At 45.2% G+C, this 16,525-nt stretch carries 14 protein-coding genes; 7 read left to right on the top strand and 7 right to left on the bottom strand.

Annotation, left to right across the window (positions count from 1 at the left end):
* Positions 1–3: 3 nt before the first annotated feature.
* The 4 genes from U0033_RS21250 to U0033_RS21235 form a co-directional block, all read right to left on the bottom strand.
* Complete coding sequence (locus tag U0033_RS21250; RefSeq protein WP_072358908.1) at positions 4–1,287, bottom strand: M16 family metallopeptidase; 1,284 nt, start codon at positions 1,285–1,287, stop codon at positions 4–6.
* A 15-nt stretch (positions 1,288–1,302) separates the two neighbouring features.
* Complete coding sequence (locus U0033_RS21245) at positions 1,303–2,538, bottom strand: M16 family metallopeptidase (protein ID WP_072358906.1); 1,236 nt, start codon at positions 2,536–2,538, stop codon at positions 1,303–1,305.
* Between the two features lie 86 nt (positions 2,539–2,624).
* Positions 2,625–3,533 (bottom strand): retroviral-like aspartic protease family protein, encoded by a 909-nt coding sequence (locus U0033_RS21240; RefSeq protein ID WP_177318573.1) that lies wholly within the window; start codon positions 3,531–3,533, stop codon positions 2,625–2,627.
* A gap of 32 nt (positions 3,534–3,565) precedes the next feature.
* Entirely contained in the window at positions 3,566–4,771 is a 1,206-nt protein-coding gene (locus U0033_RS21235) for an aspartyl protease family protein (RefSeq protein ID WP_245801741.1), read from the bottom strand.
* An 88-nt stretch (positions 4,772–4,859) separates the two neighbouring features.
* Here U0033_RS21235 and mqnC point away from each other — a divergent pair, with 88 nt between their 5' ends.
* From mqnC to U0033_RS21220, 3 genes are all read left to right on the top strand, one after another.
* On the top strand, positions 4,860–6,020 hold the full coding sequence (mqnC, locus tag U0033_RS21230) for a cyclic dehypoxanthinyl futalosine synthase (protein WP_245801740.1): 1,161 nt from the start codon (positions 4,860–4,862) through the stop codon (positions 6,018–6,020).
* Positions 6,021–6,140: 120 nt separating this feature from the next.
* Positions 6,141–6,749 (top strand): hypothetical protein, encoded by a 609-nt coding sequence (locus U0033_RS21225; RefSeq protein WP_072358898.1) that lies wholly within the window; start codon positions 6,141–6,143, stop codon positions 6,747–6,749.
* Between the two features lie 63 nt (positions 6,750–6,812).
* Entirely contained in the window at positions 6,813–7,355 is a 543-nt protein-coding gene (locus U0033_RS21220) for a GNAT family N-acetyltransferase (protein WP_072358896.1), read from the top strand.
* A 12-nt stretch (positions 7,356–7,367) separates the two neighbouring features.
* Here the strand turns inward: U0033_RS21220 and U0033_RS21215 are convergent, their stop codons facing one another.
* Complete coding sequence (locus U0033_RS21215; RefSeq protein WP_083571435.1) at positions 7,368–8,150, bottom strand: hydroxypyruvate isomerase family protein; 783 nt, start codon at positions 8,148–8,150, stop codon at positions 7,368–7,370.
* Positions 8,151–8,846: 696 nt separating this feature from the next.
* On the opposite strand from U0033_RS21215, the gene U0033_RS21210 reads away from it, so the two are divergent.
* Positions 8,847–9,152 (top strand): hypothetical protein, encoded by a 306-nt coding sequence (locus tag U0033_RS21210; protein ID WP_072358894.1) that lies wholly within the window; start codon positions 8,847–8,849, stop codon positions 9,150–9,152.
* Between the two features lie 186 nt (positions 9,153–9,338).
* Here the strand turns inward: U0033_RS21210 and U0033_RS21205 are convergent, their stop codons facing one another.
* Positions 9,339–12,236: an outer membrane beta-barrel family protein gene (locus U0033_RS21205; RefSeq protein ID WP_072358892.1), complete on the bottom strand. Its 2,898-nt coding sequence runs from the start codon at positions 12,234–12,236 to the stop codon at positions 9,339–9,341.
* A gap of 30 nt (positions 12,237–12,266) precedes the next feature.
* Positions 12,267–13,070, bottom strand: a complete 804-nt coding sequence (locus U0033_RS21200) for a GLPGLI family protein (RefSeq protein ID WP_072358890.1) — start codon at positions 13,068–13,070, stop codon at positions 12,267–12,269.
* Between the two features lie 238 nt (positions 13,071–13,308).
* Here U0033_RS21200 and U0033_RS21195 point away from each other — a divergent pair, with 238 nt between their 5' ends.
* Genes U0033_RS21195 through pheS form a run of 3 tightly spaced genes read left to right on the top strand, consistent with a single transcriptional unit; the run spans position 13,309 to position 16,447 of the window.
* Positions 13,309–14,688 carry a sensor histidine kinase gene (locus tag U0033_RS21195; RefSeq protein WP_177318572.1) on the top strand — a complete coding sequence of 460 codons (1,380 nt, stop codon included), beginning with the start codon at positions 13,309–13,311 and terminating at the stop codon, positions 14,686–14,688.
* Positions 14,689–14,704: 16 nt separating this feature from the next.
* Positions 14,705–15,394, top strand: a complete 690-nt coding sequence (locus U0033_RS21190) for a response regulator transcription factor (RefSeq protein WP_072358885.1) — start codon at positions 14,705–14,707, stop codon at positions 15,392–15,394.
* Between the two features lie 24 nt (positions 15,395–15,418).
* On the top strand, positions 15,419–16,447 hold the full coding sequence (gene pheS / locus U0033_RS21185; protein WP_072358883.1) for a phenylalanine--tRNA ligase subunit alpha: 1,029 nt from the start codon (positions 15,419–15,421) through the stop codon (positions 16,445–16,447).
* Positions 16,448–16,525: the final 78 nt, after the last annotated feature.

The following is a 16,525-nucleotide window of genomic DNA, read 5'->3' as shown; positions in this document are numbered from 1 at the left end:
CATTTATATCACGACCAGTTCGTACCAGTCTTCCGGCTTGAAGTACTGTTTGGCTAAGACATGCAGTTCTTCCGCTGAAATCGTTTTGATCGTTTTGATATTGTTATAGAAATAATTCTCATCCAGATCATTGAGGATCAGGTTTTTCCAGCGCTGTATAATCTGGAAACCGCCATCCAGGTCTGCTAATATAGACCCGATCATGAAGTTGCGTACCAGTGCCATTTCTTCTTCATCCACTACTTCATTCTGGAGGATACGCATTTCTTTGTACACCTCTTCGATTGTAGCCTCGCACACATCCCTGCCTGCTTCTGTATGGATATTGATAGCACTTGCCTGGCGGAAATTGTATACCTGCGATGAGATGCCATAGGTATAACCTTTTTCCTCCCGGATATTGCTCATCAGGCGGGAACCAAAGTAACCACCGAAGATGGTATTCAGCACCATCATCTTTGGATAATCAGGATGGTAGCGGTTAGGGAAATGACGTGCTATACGAACGGCACCCTGTACTCCATTCTCGTCGTTGAAGATGCGGAACTTCTTTTCTTCCGCCGGCATGATGGAGATCTCGGGTTTGATGATCGTAGCTTCCCCGTTCCATTTGGTTGTACCAAAGTATTGGTTCAGCTGGGGGATCAACTGATCCGGCAGTTTACCTGCCACGAAGATGCGGCAGTTATTGTAAGTATAATGTTGCTGATAGAAAGCTCTCAGTGATTCTGCATGCAGTGCATCGTAGGCTTCCATGCTGCTCACACGGCCATAGGGATGGAATTCTCCAAACAGGTATTTATCTATATGCCTGTTAGCTACGAAATCGCATTTCTGCAGATTGACTGCCAGCCTTTGCTTCATGTTCTGCTGGAAGAGCGCCAGTTCTTCTTCAGAAAAGGCAGGATCCAGGATGACCTCCTGCAAGGTAGGCAGCAGGGAGTAGAAGCTCTTGGTCAGACAGTGAAGGGTATAAGTACCAAATTCATGGTGGCAGCTCCTGTTCAGGTAAGCACCATAATAATCGATACTTTCATTTATTTCCAGTGCTGAATGCTTACCGGTACCATTCTTCATGAGAAAGTTGGCCGCAGAAGCAATGAGGTTTTCTGATTCGTACCAGCTACCTGCAGGAAATACCATTTCCAGCTGCAGGGTTTCCTGTTCGTCCGATTCAACTACGTAGACAGGGATGCCGTTATCCAGTGTGAATTTCTCATACGGTTTCAGTGCGACTTCAAATTCTACGGCATCTTTTATCTCAGGGGCGAGTTTACGATTTATCATTAATCTTAGTGAATATTATCCTGCGTAATAGTAAAGAGTATTCGAGTTCTTTTCGTCAAAGAGCATAGCTGCCTGTTTATGCATTTCTTCGGCAGTTACTGCTTCGTAGTTGCTGAATTCTGCATTCATGAGAGCGGCGTCACCCATCAGCTCATAAAAAGCAAGGTTATTAGCCCTGTTCAACAATCCCATATCTTCAAAGGCGAGCATGCTTTCCACGCGGTTTTTTACCTTTTGCAGCTCTCTTTCCGGGATGATTTCCTGTTGTACTTTATCCAGCTCTTCCTGTATCGCTTTTTCGGCATCTTTCATTTTCACGCCTTTTACCAGCTTCCCTTCTATGGTGAATAAGCCGGCATCGAGGGTTCCGAAATGATAACAATCTATATTGCTAAAGAGTCGTTTCTCTTTTACCAGCACCTGATGAAGACGGGAAGACGCGCCACCACCGAGAATGTCAGAGATGAGATCGATGGCATAATAATCTTTGTCCATGCGACCAGGCATATGGTAGCATTTGTACAATGCATCCAGCGGTACACTGGCTTTTACCTCCAGCTTGTGTGATTCCTGCTGTACCGGTTCCTGCGGAATATTGCGTTGGATACGTTCACCTCCCGGAATATCACCGAACCATTTTTCCGCCAGTGCTTTAACCTGGGAAGTAGTCACTTTACCAGCGACAACGAGGATAGCATTGGCCGGGCGGTAATATTTAAAGAAGAAGTTTTTAACATCTTCCAGCTTTGCATCTTCAATATGTGCCAGTTCTTTACCAATAGTCATCCATTTGTAGGGATGCACGGTATAAGCCAGTTCACGCATCTTATGCCAGATGTCGCCATATGGCTTGTTGATGTAATGTTCTTTAAACTCTTCGCAAACAACCTTGCGCTGTACATCCAGGCTTTTTTCGCTGAATGCCAGTGAAAGCATGCGGTCGCTTTCCAGCCAGAAGGCTGTTTCTATATTTTCTGCGGGAAGTTGAATGTAGTAGTTGGTCAGATCACTGGTTGTGTAAGCATTGTTTTCGCCACCAGCCATCTGCAGGGGTTCATCATATTCCGGGATGTTGACAGAGCCGCCAAACATCAGGTGTTCGAATAAGTGCGCAAATCCTGTCTTGTCAGCATCTTCATCGCGGGAGCCCACGTCATACATGACATTTAACACTGCCATTGGCGTGGTATGGTCTTCATGCACAATCACGCGCAGGCCATTGGCTAAAGTGAATTTATTATAATGGATCATAATTCCTATTTATGAAAACTGCAAGTTAAGGTATTAAAAATAAAGAGGAATGTCCATATTGATTTTGACAGAAGCAGGTTAAACCCTTATTTATCGAGGTAGATTTCCCGTTGTTTGTAGTTGATGGTAATTGTGCGGAACTGAGCCCAGATGTATGAGCCGATGGAACCGGCCACTTCCGTTAGGCCGCCTACATCATTCACCTGCTTGCAGTAGCTGGCGGATACCTTTTCCATCCGTACAGCGCCAAAGGCGAGGTAAGGAATGATGGTATTCATATAGGTAAGCTCCTGGTACAGGTCTCCTACCTTGTCAGAGCTGACAATGGGGAGGATCTCTTTCAGCTGGTATTTTTCAACAAATGGCCAGTTAAACAGCATTCCATAATCACCGCCGGTGATGAAATGATAACGGCTGCCCAGTGACCGGCCATCCGGTAGTTCGATGACGGCTTCTATGACAGGGGTATCAAAATTGAGTGTCATGGCCAGGCGCTTACCGGGAACGTTCATTGGCGTCTTGCCCGGGCGGAAGAGTAAGATCTGGGATTTGGTATAGTCGATCTGGATAATGAACATTTTGAGCATGTCTACCCCGATGATCCCATCAATATGGATGGGTGATTTCTGGAATTCCTGCAGGGGTTCCAAAAATACTTTTACCAGTGGTAAACGGGCTTTGCCAAAATAGAGCAGGTTGATGGTGGAGGTTGGTACCCTGATCACGATATCGTCCGACCCACTAAGTCCTCCGTCATCTTTGGTTTCCAGTTTCAGCTTCTTGGCCGTTTCGTTGCTCAGCGTGGTGGCTTCGGCACCTGTATCGAATATGAAGTGCAGACTATCTTCCGAACTACTCAGTGATGCACTGATAATCAGGGAGTGACTATAGATCCGGAATGGCAGAATGGCTACCGGTTCAGCGGTAGTGGGTGGTGTCTGTGCCGCTGACAAGAGCGGCAATGCGATCAATATGTAGAACAGTAGCTTTTTCACGTTACACATCAAACGAAAGATACAGCAAAGTATTATAAAATACTTTTGATGAGTACTTTTTTCAACATGAGCTCGTGATTCCTGCTGATGAGTAACAAGGGCCTGGTACCTACATTTTTAAGCTGCTCTCTTACCTCCTGGATGTTGTTGGTAAAGACGTTGTTGATGGCCATAATGATATCGCCGGTTTTTAAACCCGCCTTTTCTGCCGGGGAGTCTTTGATGATATCTGTGATTTCAATTTTTCCATCTATGAGGTAGATGACCAGCCCGGTATAGGAATAGTCAAAAGGCTCCTTGAAGTGATCGTTGGGCAGCAGGTAGATTTCCTTTTTACCGTAATTGAGATAGATATTGAAACGGCGCAGGAGGTCATTGCCTACCATGCCACCCAGAAAAGGATAAGCTGTGATATTCGTTTGATCGTCAAATACATAGACAGGTACGTTCCGGAAACTGAAATTGCCGATCTTGAATTCTCCTATTGTAGTCACATCCATGGTCATCTTGCCTCCCAGGCCCTGGGCTTCGGTTTGGATGACTTTTCGTTGTTTTTTCCTGGTGGACAGTATGGTGCTGTCGGTAACGTATTGTTTGGAAAACAGGAGGCACATACCTGCACCTGTATCAAAGTAATACCGGCTATCACGCTGGGTTTTTCCATTGCGCAGCTGTGCATTGACGATTGGGATATTGGTAAGGGTCGGATGCAGCAGGGTACCGCCTTTGGGGTAAGTAAATTTCCCTTTGGTATAGAGCCGCACTTCCTCGGCATTATAGTCTATCAGTACATTGTAGCGGCTCAGCAGGCTATAGCCAATGATTCCGTCTACCTGTAGTCCATACACCTGGCTGATCAGCTCATAGTTATTCACATGGAAATTGAGGCTGTCTACTTCCAGTTCGGGTAATACCAGTGTACGATTCATGGCAAAGTCCACTCTTTTGGACCCTCCTACCCCGCGTACCACTCTTTCGGATGGCGTAAGAGCAATACCCAGGCGAACACAGGTGCTGGTATCCAGCGAAATGCCAGCACTGCCCGTATCCAGAATGAACTGGAGTGTATCAGAGAACCCTTTCAGCTGAGCGAGGATTACCACTACTCCCCCATAGTATTGTCTGAACGGAAAGTGACAGATCAGCCTCCCTTCTGCTTCCTGGGGCAATTTTGATTGTGCTGTTGCGGCGTGGAATAAAGAAAGCGCTAAAACAGTGGAATATAAGAGCTTTGACAAAAATGCTTTTTGCATACTTGAGAATGACAGAATAACAGTTGTATAAATTTAGTATTAAAAAAGCCGATTACCGCTTAAAAATCCACCAATGGCGGGATATTGTTTTTTGCTACCTTTGTTTATCATGGAACTGAAAGATCTATATAGGAAAGCATTAAATTTTGAGTGGCTTACACCGGAAGAAGGGGTATATCTGTTTGAAAAAGCACCACTTACTGAGCTGATGCACATTGCAAATGAGCTTCGTAAGCAGCAGGTTCCACACGGGAAAGTTACCTGGCAGATAGATCGTAACGTAAACACTACCAATGTGTGTACGGCTAACTGCAAATTCTGTAACTTTTACCGTATCCCAGGTCACGGAGACGCTTACATCACGTCAATAGAGGAATACAAGGTAAAGATCGAGGAAACCCTGAAATTTGGCGGCGACCAGTTGCTGTTGCAGGGTGGACACCACCCGGATCTGGGCCTTGCCTTTTATGTGGATACCTTTAAGCAGCTGAAACAGTTGTATCCTACCATCAAGCTGCATGCCCTCGGCCCCCCGGAAGTGGCACACATCACTAAACTTGAAAAAAGTACACATATAGAAGTCCTGAAAGCGCTGAAGGAAGCCGGTCTGGCCAGCTTACCAGGTGCAGGGGCTGAGATCCTCAATGACCGTGTGCGCAGGCTCATTTCCAAAGGGAAATGTGGTGCACAGGAGTGGCTGGATGTAATGCGGGCAGCGCATAAGCTGAATATCGCATCTTCTGCTACCATGATGTTCGGCCATGTGGAAACTGTAATGGAGCGTTTTGAACACCTGGCGGATATCAGGCAGGTACAGAGCGAGAAGCCGGAAGGCCACTATGGTTTCACCGCCTTCATTCCGTGGACATTCCAGGATGTAGATACCCTGCTGTCAAGGATCAGAGGGGTACATAATATGACCACTTCCGAAGAATATATCCGTATGATCGCATTGAGCCGTATCATGCTGCCAAATATTAAAAATATCCAGGCTAGCTGGCTGACGGTGGGTAAACAGGTTGCACAAACCTGTCTCCATGCCGGTGCGAACGATTTCGGATCTATCATGATCGAAGAAAATGTGGTAAGTGCAGCCGGTGCTCCGCACAGGTTTACTTATAGGTCTATGCAACAGGCGATTAAGGAAGCTGGTTTTGAGCCACAACTGAGAACACAGTTGTACGAGTTCAGAGAAATTCCGGCGGGTATCCAGGAGCAGGTAATTAATTATTAATACTGATATACACGTATAGGGGCTTGCGACTCATCGTCGCAAGCCCCTATTATTTTTTGGCAGTTCAATGTAACTCTCCACTTTTTTTCCCGTCTAACCAACAGTTAAAATGAGGAGATTATGAAAAGGCTAGGAGTATTGCTATTATGTATAGGGCTGCTGACTATCGAAGCCTGTACCAGTACCAAATTAACTTCGTCCTGGAAAACACCGGATGCCAGGCTGGATACCAATAAAAGAATGATCGTGATAGTCCTTGTTCCCCCCAGGGATAAAAATCTGCGCATTTTAATGGAAAATGAACTGGTGAGTGAGCTACAGAAAGAAGGATTCAATGCCGTGTCTTCATTCGCTAAATATGGCCCGGATGAGGGGCCGTCGAAGGCTGAGGACGAGAAAGCTGCCCTCCATAACTTCAGAAATGGCGATGTAGACCAGGTGCTAACGATCGCCATGGTAGATAAAACAAAGTCCAAAGGCTATGTGCCCCCCTACCCTTACGCACCTTATTACAGGGGCTGGTATGGTGGTATGTTTACGCCGGGGTATTACACGACAAATGTGCGGTATGAGTGGGATACAAACCTGTATGACCTGGGGCAGCGAAAACTGATCTATAATGCGCAGTCAGAAGCAATAGATCCGCCTGGTGTTTATAAGCAGGCATCGCAGTTTGCACGGCAGATAGTTCGCGATATGCAGCGACATCAGTTGTTTGCAAAAAGTTAAGTTTATTATATTTGAGGTTTGGCCACGATCCCCAGGGGGTAGAGGGCCAAACCTTAATTTTTTATGCTGGAGTTAGCCGTAGACGATCATATAATACTCAGGCAGTTACAACCTGAAAACGCACCGGTGCTTTATCGCACCCTCGATACATCCCGTAAGGCCTTGCGCCGGTTCCTCCCATGGGTGGATTACAACACGAATGAAGATCATTCCCTTCGTTTTATAGAGATGATGCTGCGCAAAGCGGAAGACCAGGAAGGCATTGCATTTGGCATCTGGTACAATGGTCAGCTGTGTGGAGTACTGGACTTACACTGCTGGGATCACCTGCTGCAAAAGGCCGAAATCGGTTATTGGCTGGCAGAGCACAGCCGTGGCAAAGGCGTTGCAGTGGCCTGTTGCAAGGCGCTCATCACTTTTGCTTTCGAAAATCTGAAACTCAACAAGGTCGAAATCCGCTTTGCACTGGAGAATGATCGCAGTGCCCGCATCCCCATCAAACTGGGATTTGCGAAAGAGGGTATTTTGCGCCACAGTGCCAGGCTCCATGGACAATTTGTAGATATGGTGGTCATGGGAATGCTGCGCACTGACTGGAAATACTAATACAAGTAAGAGTCAGATATCACATATCAGTACCGCTTCTTTCAGCGAAGAAAGTTTATCCGTTCTTGTTGGGATGAATTCCTGTGCCACAAAACCTTTATACCCTGTGTCAAATATGGCTTTCATGATGGCAGGGTAATATAATTCCTGGCTCTCGTTGATCTCGTTTCTGCCGGGCGCTCCGCCGGTGTGATAATGACTGAAATAAGTATGATTGTCGCGGATGGTGCGGATAATATCGCCTTCCATGACCTGCATGTGGTAAATATCATAAAGCAGGCTAAAACGCTCTGAGCCAATTTTCTTGCTCAGGCTTACTCCCCAATGTGTATGATCGCATTGATAATCAGGATGATCTACTTTGCTGTTTAACAGTTCCATTACAATATTCACTTTCTTTTTCTCTGCATAAGGCAGTAAGCGCTGCAATCCTTTTGCGCAGTTTTCAATACCCTGCTCGTCGTCCAGCCCTTCCCTGTTGCCAGAGAAACACACAACAGATGGAAAGCCGGCTTTGGCGGTTTCATCGACCAGGTATTGGTAATAGGTAATGAGGTCATCATGATGTTCAACGCGGTTCCATCCCCTGGTAATATTCCATTCATCGCTCACTGATGCAACCATGGCACAGGTGAGGTCGAATTGCTTTGCAGTTTCAAACTGGTGAGGATACAGCAGATCAATGGCTTCCAGCCCTATTTCCTTAGCACCCTTGCAAAAGGTTTCCAGTGGTATTGATTCGTAAGGCCAGGCACATACGGAATGACGGATACGACCTTTGAGCGGAGTGGACATATAACGATAGAATTTTTTATAAATATAGCGTGGAACTGCGCATTTTAAAAATGCGTACAACCAAACCGGGGGCCTTGTAACATTTTGAATTTAATAGAGCCACAGGAGAAAAAGTGATTTTTGGGAAATAGATCATCTCAGCTGACACTTAAGGCTGGTAATACCTCAATAATAGCGCTGAGCCGGGAATGATCCGTCAATAACCCGCAGATATCCCGCCTCTTTTAAGATGCGGTTTATAGGCGGCTTATAGGCGGGATATAGGCGGGTTATCTGCGGGTTATCTCCCTTTTTGTAAAAACGAAGTACCAGGTTAGCCAGCCAAAGGCTCCCTTTTTAGAAAATAAGAAACAGGCTGTTACAACCAAACCGGGGTGAAATTCGTAACTTTATAGTAGCGCTCATTTCATGATTACCATTTAAGTATTGGTTATCAGTTACAAATACCTATATGAAATGAGTGCCAGTTACAAACATTATAGAAGTACAGTTACGCCTGAGTTAAAGAAGAAATTACGAGTTATCCCCTGGAAGTATAAAAGAGCAGCATTTTTTTAAGGGATTGTCTAACAAATCATTACTCCAAAAAAGCGCCCCGGCCATCAACTCCGTAATTACTATACCAGTACCCGTAATTGAAATTGGTAAGCTATTTGATTATAGTAAAATGTTCACAATTTAAAGCGGAGGTCAAATATGGAAAAAAGATTTACTCCTGCCTTATGGATTTGTATACTGATGGACCTGATTGGCTGTGCCAGTTATGCGGTGCCGGTTTTAGGCGAAGTAAGTGATGTAATTTGGGCTCCCATTTCCGCTATTATATTTTACAGGATGTTTGGTGGTAGTATGGGTGCATTCGGAAGTGTGTTCAACTTTATGGAGGAGTTATTCCCGGGTCTGGACTTTATTCCGACGTTTACACTAAGCTGGATTGTACGCAGGATCACGAATAGTATTAAAGAGCGCAAATCCCCGGCGCCGAAATACAAAGTTGCATGATCAGATGGTACTACTGCGATGGTCAAACGACAAAGTTATTAAGGTTGTAAGGTTATAAAGCTGAGGGTACGAGGGGAGATGTTTCACCGTCACCTTTATTTCCTTTCAACCTTTCAAAAAAAACCGGAGTCATTTTACATGTATAATACATAAAAAAAGGAGTGCATTTCGCACTCCTTTTCTGTTTTACATCGGACCGCCACCGCCCGGAGGAGGACCTCCCGGCATGCCGCCACCCGGAGGACGCATAAAGCGCATTTCGCGTGGAGGACCTTCGCGGTTGTTATTATTGTTTGAACCGAACTTACGCAGGAAATAGGTGAAGCTGACCATGAAGTAACGTTGCAATACCATGTTTTGCGTATCCTGTATATAGTTCTCCCCGGTTGTACGGCCTATGCTGATATTTTGTTTCAGCAGGTCGTAGCCATATACTTTAAACTGCCCCTGTTTTTTCTTTCCTACATACTTGGAGATATATCCGTTCAGCAATGTATAGCTTACATTGTAACCTGCAGCACGGCCGGCATTCAGCGTATATGTCATGTCACTGCCCACCTGGAATCCTGCAGGCAGGTTAATGTTGAAATCCAGCGAGAATGAATAGTTGAAATAGTTGGTATTATTGCTTGGCAGGATGTCATATCGTGCTGCTGCATACTGTACACTACCAGATGTAGATACATCAAATAATTCCTTGAAGAAATAGTTGAAGGTAAGGCCTTCTGTCAGGCTAAAGTTCCTGGTATAGTACTTTGTAATATCAGTAAAGTCTTTGTCTTCACCCGTGAAGCTCGCATCTCTTTTGTAAGAAACATTCGTGCTTATATTCAGGGATGTGACGTGATTCTTAATTGGAATAGAATTTACCATACTACCGTTTAATGAATACACGCCATTCGTATTAATCGGCTTAGTGTATTGCTTACCGGTAGAATCATCTGTACGGTTCGCATTTACTATCTGATTGTTGGAGAACGTTGCACTGGCGTTTACAAATATGCCACGGAATGAACTTCTGTTAAATGCATTGTAACCAGCCATCAGGCTATGTGTGAAAGAAGGCTTCAGGTTTGGATTCCCCTGTTGTACATACAGTGAGCTGGACAAATCAGGCAATGGCTGCAACTGAGAGATTGTGGGTTGTGTGGTGTTTCCATTATAGCGGAAACGGAACCTTCTACCCTGCTCAAAATTATAGTTGAAACTTGCTGATGGGAAATAGTTCACCGTGTTCTGAGAGATGTGTGTATTTCTGCTCACATTGTCATTTACCAGGCTATTCCACTTCACATTCATACCAAAGGTGTAGTCATATTTGAACTTGTTTGTACGGATATTTACACCTGCCTGATTGGTTGAAAATGTATTTTCAAAAATGTTACTCAGACTATCATTCAACAAATCATATTTCCCCGAAGCGCTGGCATCGTAAGTCAGGTTTTTGGAAGAGCTATAATTATTGCTGTAAGTATAGTCAAGTTCCAGGTACCTGTCTTTCATCAATGGTTCCGTGTAGGTCACTGAGGCCTGATAATTTCTGCCCAGGTTATCAGCATTTGTTCTTCTGTCATACCCGTTGCTATAGGCCCCCGATGTATCTGTTGCCAGGTAGTTATCCAGCGTTTTATAATAGTTCTGACGGTCAGTGGTATTATATCCATAAGTAAAGTTGGCGCTCAGTGTACGGCCAGTTTTATGGAACTTCTGACGGTACAATGCGGTACCTGAAAAGTTTGGAGAGGTGGCACCACTGCGATTTGAATTGGAACCATCGATAGAGGTCACCTTGTTGTAATCCTGCTGCTGATAATAGCTGCTGGAATTGGTGCTACCATCTGTATAGGAGAACGTAGGTGTAAATATTACAGAGTGGAAAGAGTCAATCTGGTACTCTATCCGCATATTGAGACGGTTGTTCTTATTTTCAGACAAAGAACCGGTGGTAGAGTTGTAGTAGTAGGTACTATCTTTTGTAAAGGTTTGCTTCGCGTTTTGATTTTTAGTTTCGGTTTTTACATCGTTGATGAAGTAGCTACCGTTGATCTTTAATTTTGATCCGAAGTCCTGGTTATAGTTGAAACCTGCGTTCCAGTTGGTGGTGATACCTGTAGCGTTGTTGCCTCCCAGGTTGCTGATGGTGGATTGGGCGGCACCTCTGCCACCTCCACCACTACGACCATTACTACCACCGCTGCCGTTGTTGCTGCTGGAGAAGTTGAATACGTCCTGCATGGTGAAGCCCATGTTATTCACGTTGTTGCCACTACCCAGGAATGAAAGCTGGCGGTTGTCGCGGAAAGCGTTTGCATTTGCGTTAACGGCAAAGCGATCATCCGTGCCATAGCCGGCAGAGGCCTTTCCGAACACTCCTTTTTTCTTGTCTTTTTTGATAGTGATGTTAATGGCTTTTTCTGTGTTCCCATCGTCGATACCTGTGAATTGTGCCTGATCTGATTTACGGTCTATCACCTGTATTTTATCGATCACTTCTGCAGGCAGGTTTTTGGTAGCGAGTTTAGGGTCATCGCCGAAGAACGGTTTCCCATCTACCAGTACTCTTTTCACGGTTTCGCCCTGGGCGGTAATGACTCCATCTTTATCCACAGTAACACCGGGCAGTTTTTTGAGCAGGTCTTCCACTACCGCATTCTCACGGGTTTTGAAAGCATCTGCATTGAATTCGAGGGTATCTTTTTTTACTACTACAGGAGGAACTTCCTGTATGATCTCTACTTCACTGAGGGTGATACCTCTGCCCAGCAGGTGAATAGTGCCCATATCTACTACAGGTTGTGCCGCCGATATGGTAATGCTTTTGAATACTGGCTTGTAGCCCAGGTAAGTAATGTATACCCGGTAGCCACCAGCAGAGAGACCCGTAAAGCTGAAGCCTCCTTTTTTATCAGTAAATGCAGTAGCTGCTAATGAGGAATCTTTGCCATTCAGCAAAGCAACGGTGGCATCAGCCAGGGGATGAGAAGCGGTTGAGTCAGTCAGTTGTCCTTTAACCTGACCTGATTGCGCCTTGGATATAAGCGCAACCAGGATCAGGCATATAGTCATAAGGGAGATCCTTTTCATTTAATTGGAGGATGTAAGTTAAGTGGGCTGTTAATTCCTGTTTTGTCTGTCACGGAATTTCTGCATGGCTTCCCTACGCATGTTACGCAGGTCTTCTTCACTCACTTTCTCCGCATTGCCGGGCAGGGAAACTTTTTCTGGTGGTACTGGTTTAAAGTCTACCTTCTTTGCAGTAAAGGAACGGTTGTTGCTTTCTGCCGCCAGCACTACACCATTGGGTTCAGGCAGCAGGCCATTTACAGGGCTGTAGCTAAAAGGCAGTTCGGTTGTGTACCATACTGTATAAGTCTCATCTCTTACTGTCACAGATGCTTTTTTGCAATTGTAGCCTGCAATTTTCTTCGTTTTATCCCCTGGTTTTACATCTTTGGCAGGGCGAAAATCTTCTTCTGCGAAGAATGTTTTTGTGGAGTCATCCGGTTTGGTGAATGTCTGCAGGTATTTGTGTGCCTGCAGGTCTACGAATCCGCCTCCCATCATACCAAATCCACCGCGGAAACGTCCACCACGTCCGCCATTGCCATTACCTTCAGGAGGAGCGCCACCCGGAGGAGGGCTTTGTTCACCACCTTCTCCCGGAGGAGGACCCTGGCGATCCCTGCTACCAAAGTTCGGGCGTTCCGTTTCCAGCTTACCATGGCCGGCTGTAAAAAAGAAATGTTGGTTTATAGTGATTACCTGTCCTTCTTCATCGCCGCCATCGCCGCCTCTTGGAGGCATTTTTTGACTCACTTCATAGTCGATCACGCCGCTGTTCTTGTCCTGTGCCTGTGCCGTCATGCCTGTGAAAGCAATCAGGGCGGCACCAAAGAGGGTTTTTGATAAATGGTTCATGTGTTTGTTTTTTGCTCTCACAAAAGTCAATATTCGGCACGCATTTTCAGGTTAAATAGCTTTATTTATTGTTAATTACTGTTAATGAAAGAACATAATATGGGCGAAATGGTTAAGGTTCCTTATTTACTGTTAATTACTGTTAATGGGATAGCCATGGTAATCCTATAATCAAATAGCTTTGTAAGATAAATTCATTGATATAATGCGCCAGCGGATCCGAAATATTTTGATACTCATGTGTATATGCATTCTCGGCATCTACATGTTCCAGGGATACTGGTTATATAACTCCTATCACGTACAGTTAGATCAGTTCAATAAAGATATAAACGAGTCATTACGTACTGCTGTTTATAACAAACAGTTTGCGGATGTACGCAGGTATTTCAGGCGCTATGGAAGGGAGCATGGAGACAGTATGAGAGGTCCGGGTGAAATGCCTCCGCCGCCCGGCCCTGGGCCGGATGAACGAGAACGGCACGTTTTTGTTGAATCAAATGATCGCCCTGGCCCTCATCAGAATCCCAACCGGATTTATGCAGATACCCTGGCCAGGCAAATTTCTGATTTCCTGCTCCTGAACAATATTACCAGCGATAGTGTGAAGCTGATAAAGCTGGATTCTATCTTTAGTTCAGAACTACACAACCGCCAGATTAAAACAGACTTCCACCTGGATACCTTTCATATCAACTTTGATGGTTTTGCCAGGGAAAGTTTCAGGGATAGCCTGCGCAGACGTGCTCCTCAAAAGACGAGCAAGATCCCTTTCAACCCGGCCAGCAATCTCTTTGTACAGGCCGTGTTTGCCTCGCCCATGCAATACATTCTGACCAAGATGATCTGGACATTGGTCGGGTCGCTTATATTGCTGGTATTGACAACGATCTGCTTTATCTATATGCTGCGCACGATCCTGAAGCAGAAGAAACTCTCAGAAGTAAAGAATGATTTTATCAATAACATGACGCATGAGCTGAAAACCCCCATTGCTACTGTATATGCAGCAGTGGAAGCTATGCAGAATTTCAATGCCCTTAACGACCAGCGTAAAACACAAACCTACCTGGATATTTCAAAACAGGAATTACAAAGGTTGTCTGACCTGGTTGAAAAAGTACTGCACATCGCATCGGAAGAAAGAGAAGAAATAGAGCTGTACAGGGAAGATACCGACATCAATGAGATCATGGATACGATTATCACCAATCATCAGCTGAAAACCAACAGGTCTGTACAGTTCAGGTATGATACCCTGATTGGTGACCGCCTGGTGGATGTAGATCGTACACACCTGTCAAATGCAATCAACAATCTCGTGGATAATGCGATCAAGTATTCAGGAGAATTACCGGTGGTGTATATCCGCAGTTACATCGAAAACGGTAACCTGTTTATACGGGTAAAAGACAATGGAATCGGGATTCCTAAAACCTACCAGGAAAGCATTTTTGATACTTTCTTCCGGGTACCAACCGGCAATCTTCACAACGTGAAAGGATTCGGGCTGGGACTCAGTTATGTTAAAAAGATTGTAGAGCTGCACGGCGGCCGGATCACGGTGCAAAGTGAACAGGACAAAGGCAGTGAATTTATCATCCAGATACCTGTTTGAGTTTAAATCTGATACTATGGCTAAAATATTATTGATAGAAGACGAATGGCAACTGGGTCAAATCGTAAAAGATAGTCTGGAAATGCGTGGTTTTGAAATGTTCTTCGCATCAGATGGAAAAGAAGGTCTGGAATTGTACCAGAAAAATAAACCGGATGTGGTGGTGCTGGATATCATGATGCCTAACATGGATGGTTTTACTTTGACTACAGAGATCAGGAAACAGGACAAGATCACCCCCATCATTTTTCTTACCGCCAAATCACAGACAGCGGATGTGGTAAAGGGCTTTGAACTTGGGGGCAATGACTACCTGAAAAAGCCATTCAGTATGGATGAGCTGATTGTAAGGATCAAGGCCCTGCTGCAGCGGTTCAATGGTCAGCTGGTGGTGGAGGAGGCTTCCGGTTCCGATGTGATCCAGATAGGCCAGTACCAGTTTAACTACACCAAGCAAACCCTGACCCGTAACCATGAAACGGCCTTCCTCTCCCACCGCGAAGCAGAGATACTGCGGCGCCTGTCAGAAAACCTGAACCAGGTGATAGAACGGAAGACAGTACTGCTGGATCTATGGGGCGACGATAGCTTTTTCAATGCCCGCAGCATGGACGTTTTCATTACCAAATTGCGCCGCTACCTGAAAGATGACCCAAGGGTGCAAATTGTCAATATCCGTGGAGTGGGTTATAAATTAATTTTCTGAGTATATCATTATCTTTGCTGTCTTATGGATCACATAGAACAGCAAATAGCTGCCTACAAACAGGAAATCCAGGCATTTGAGCCGGCCACAGCTGCCGACCTGGAGGCATTCCGTATCAAATTCCTTGGAACCAAAGGGATTGTAAAAGCTATATCCGGAGAAATGGCGAACGTGCCCAAAGAGCAGAAAAGAGAATTCGGTTTACTGCTCAACGGGTTTAAGCAATTCGTAGAAGAGCGCTATGCGCAATTTGAACACCTGAAAGATGGTGCCGGTGCTGCCGCTACCGATGCCGACTTTACCCTGCCTGCGGAGCCTCACCGCCTGGGTACCCGTCATCCTATCAGCTTAGTAAGAAATAACATCATCAACATATTTGAGCGCCTGGGTTTTGCAATAGCAGAAGGGCCTGAAATTGAAGATGACTGGCATAACTTTACCGCACTGAACCTGCCGGAAAACCACCCGGCCAGGGATATGCAGGATACTTTCTACATCAGCAAAGCGCCGGACTGGCTGCTGCGTACACATACTTCCTCTGTTCAGGTAAGGGCTATGGAGAAAGGTGAAATGCCTATCCGTATCATCTGCCCGGGTCGCGTATACCGCAATGAAACTATTTCTGCCCGCGCACACTGCTTCTTCCACCAGGTAGAAGGACTGTACATAGACGAAAACGTTTCTTTCGCTGATCTGAAACAAACCCTCTATCACTTCGTGAAAGAGTTGTTTGGCGAAGATGTTAATATCAGGTTCCGTCCTTCCTACTTCCCGTTCACTGAGCCGAGTGCGGAAATGGATATTTCCTGTATCATTTGTGGTGGTAAGGGTTGCAACGTGTGTAAGCACACCGGTTGGGTAGAGATCCTGGGTTGTGGCATGGTGCATCCGAAAGTGCTGGAGAACTGTGGAATCGATCCTGAGAAATACACAGGTTTTGCTTTCGGTATGGGTATAGAACGTATAACAATGCTGAAATACCAGATCAAAGATCTGCGTCTGTTCTCAGAAAATGATGTTCGATTCCTGGAACAATTTGAAGGAACGGTCTAGCAATAAGCAGATTTAAATATATTTACAGACAGGAGAAAAGCGCGCAATAGATCATCCATACGCCTTTTCTCCTGTTTT

It is taken from the genome of Chitinophaga sancti, assembly GCF_034424315.1.
GTDB classification, from domain to species: domain Bacteria; phylum Bacteroidota; class Bacteroidia; order Chitinophagales; family Chitinophagaceae; genus Chitinophaga; species Chitinophaga sancti.
This window is presented reverse-complemented; position numbering and strand designations above follow the sequence as displayed.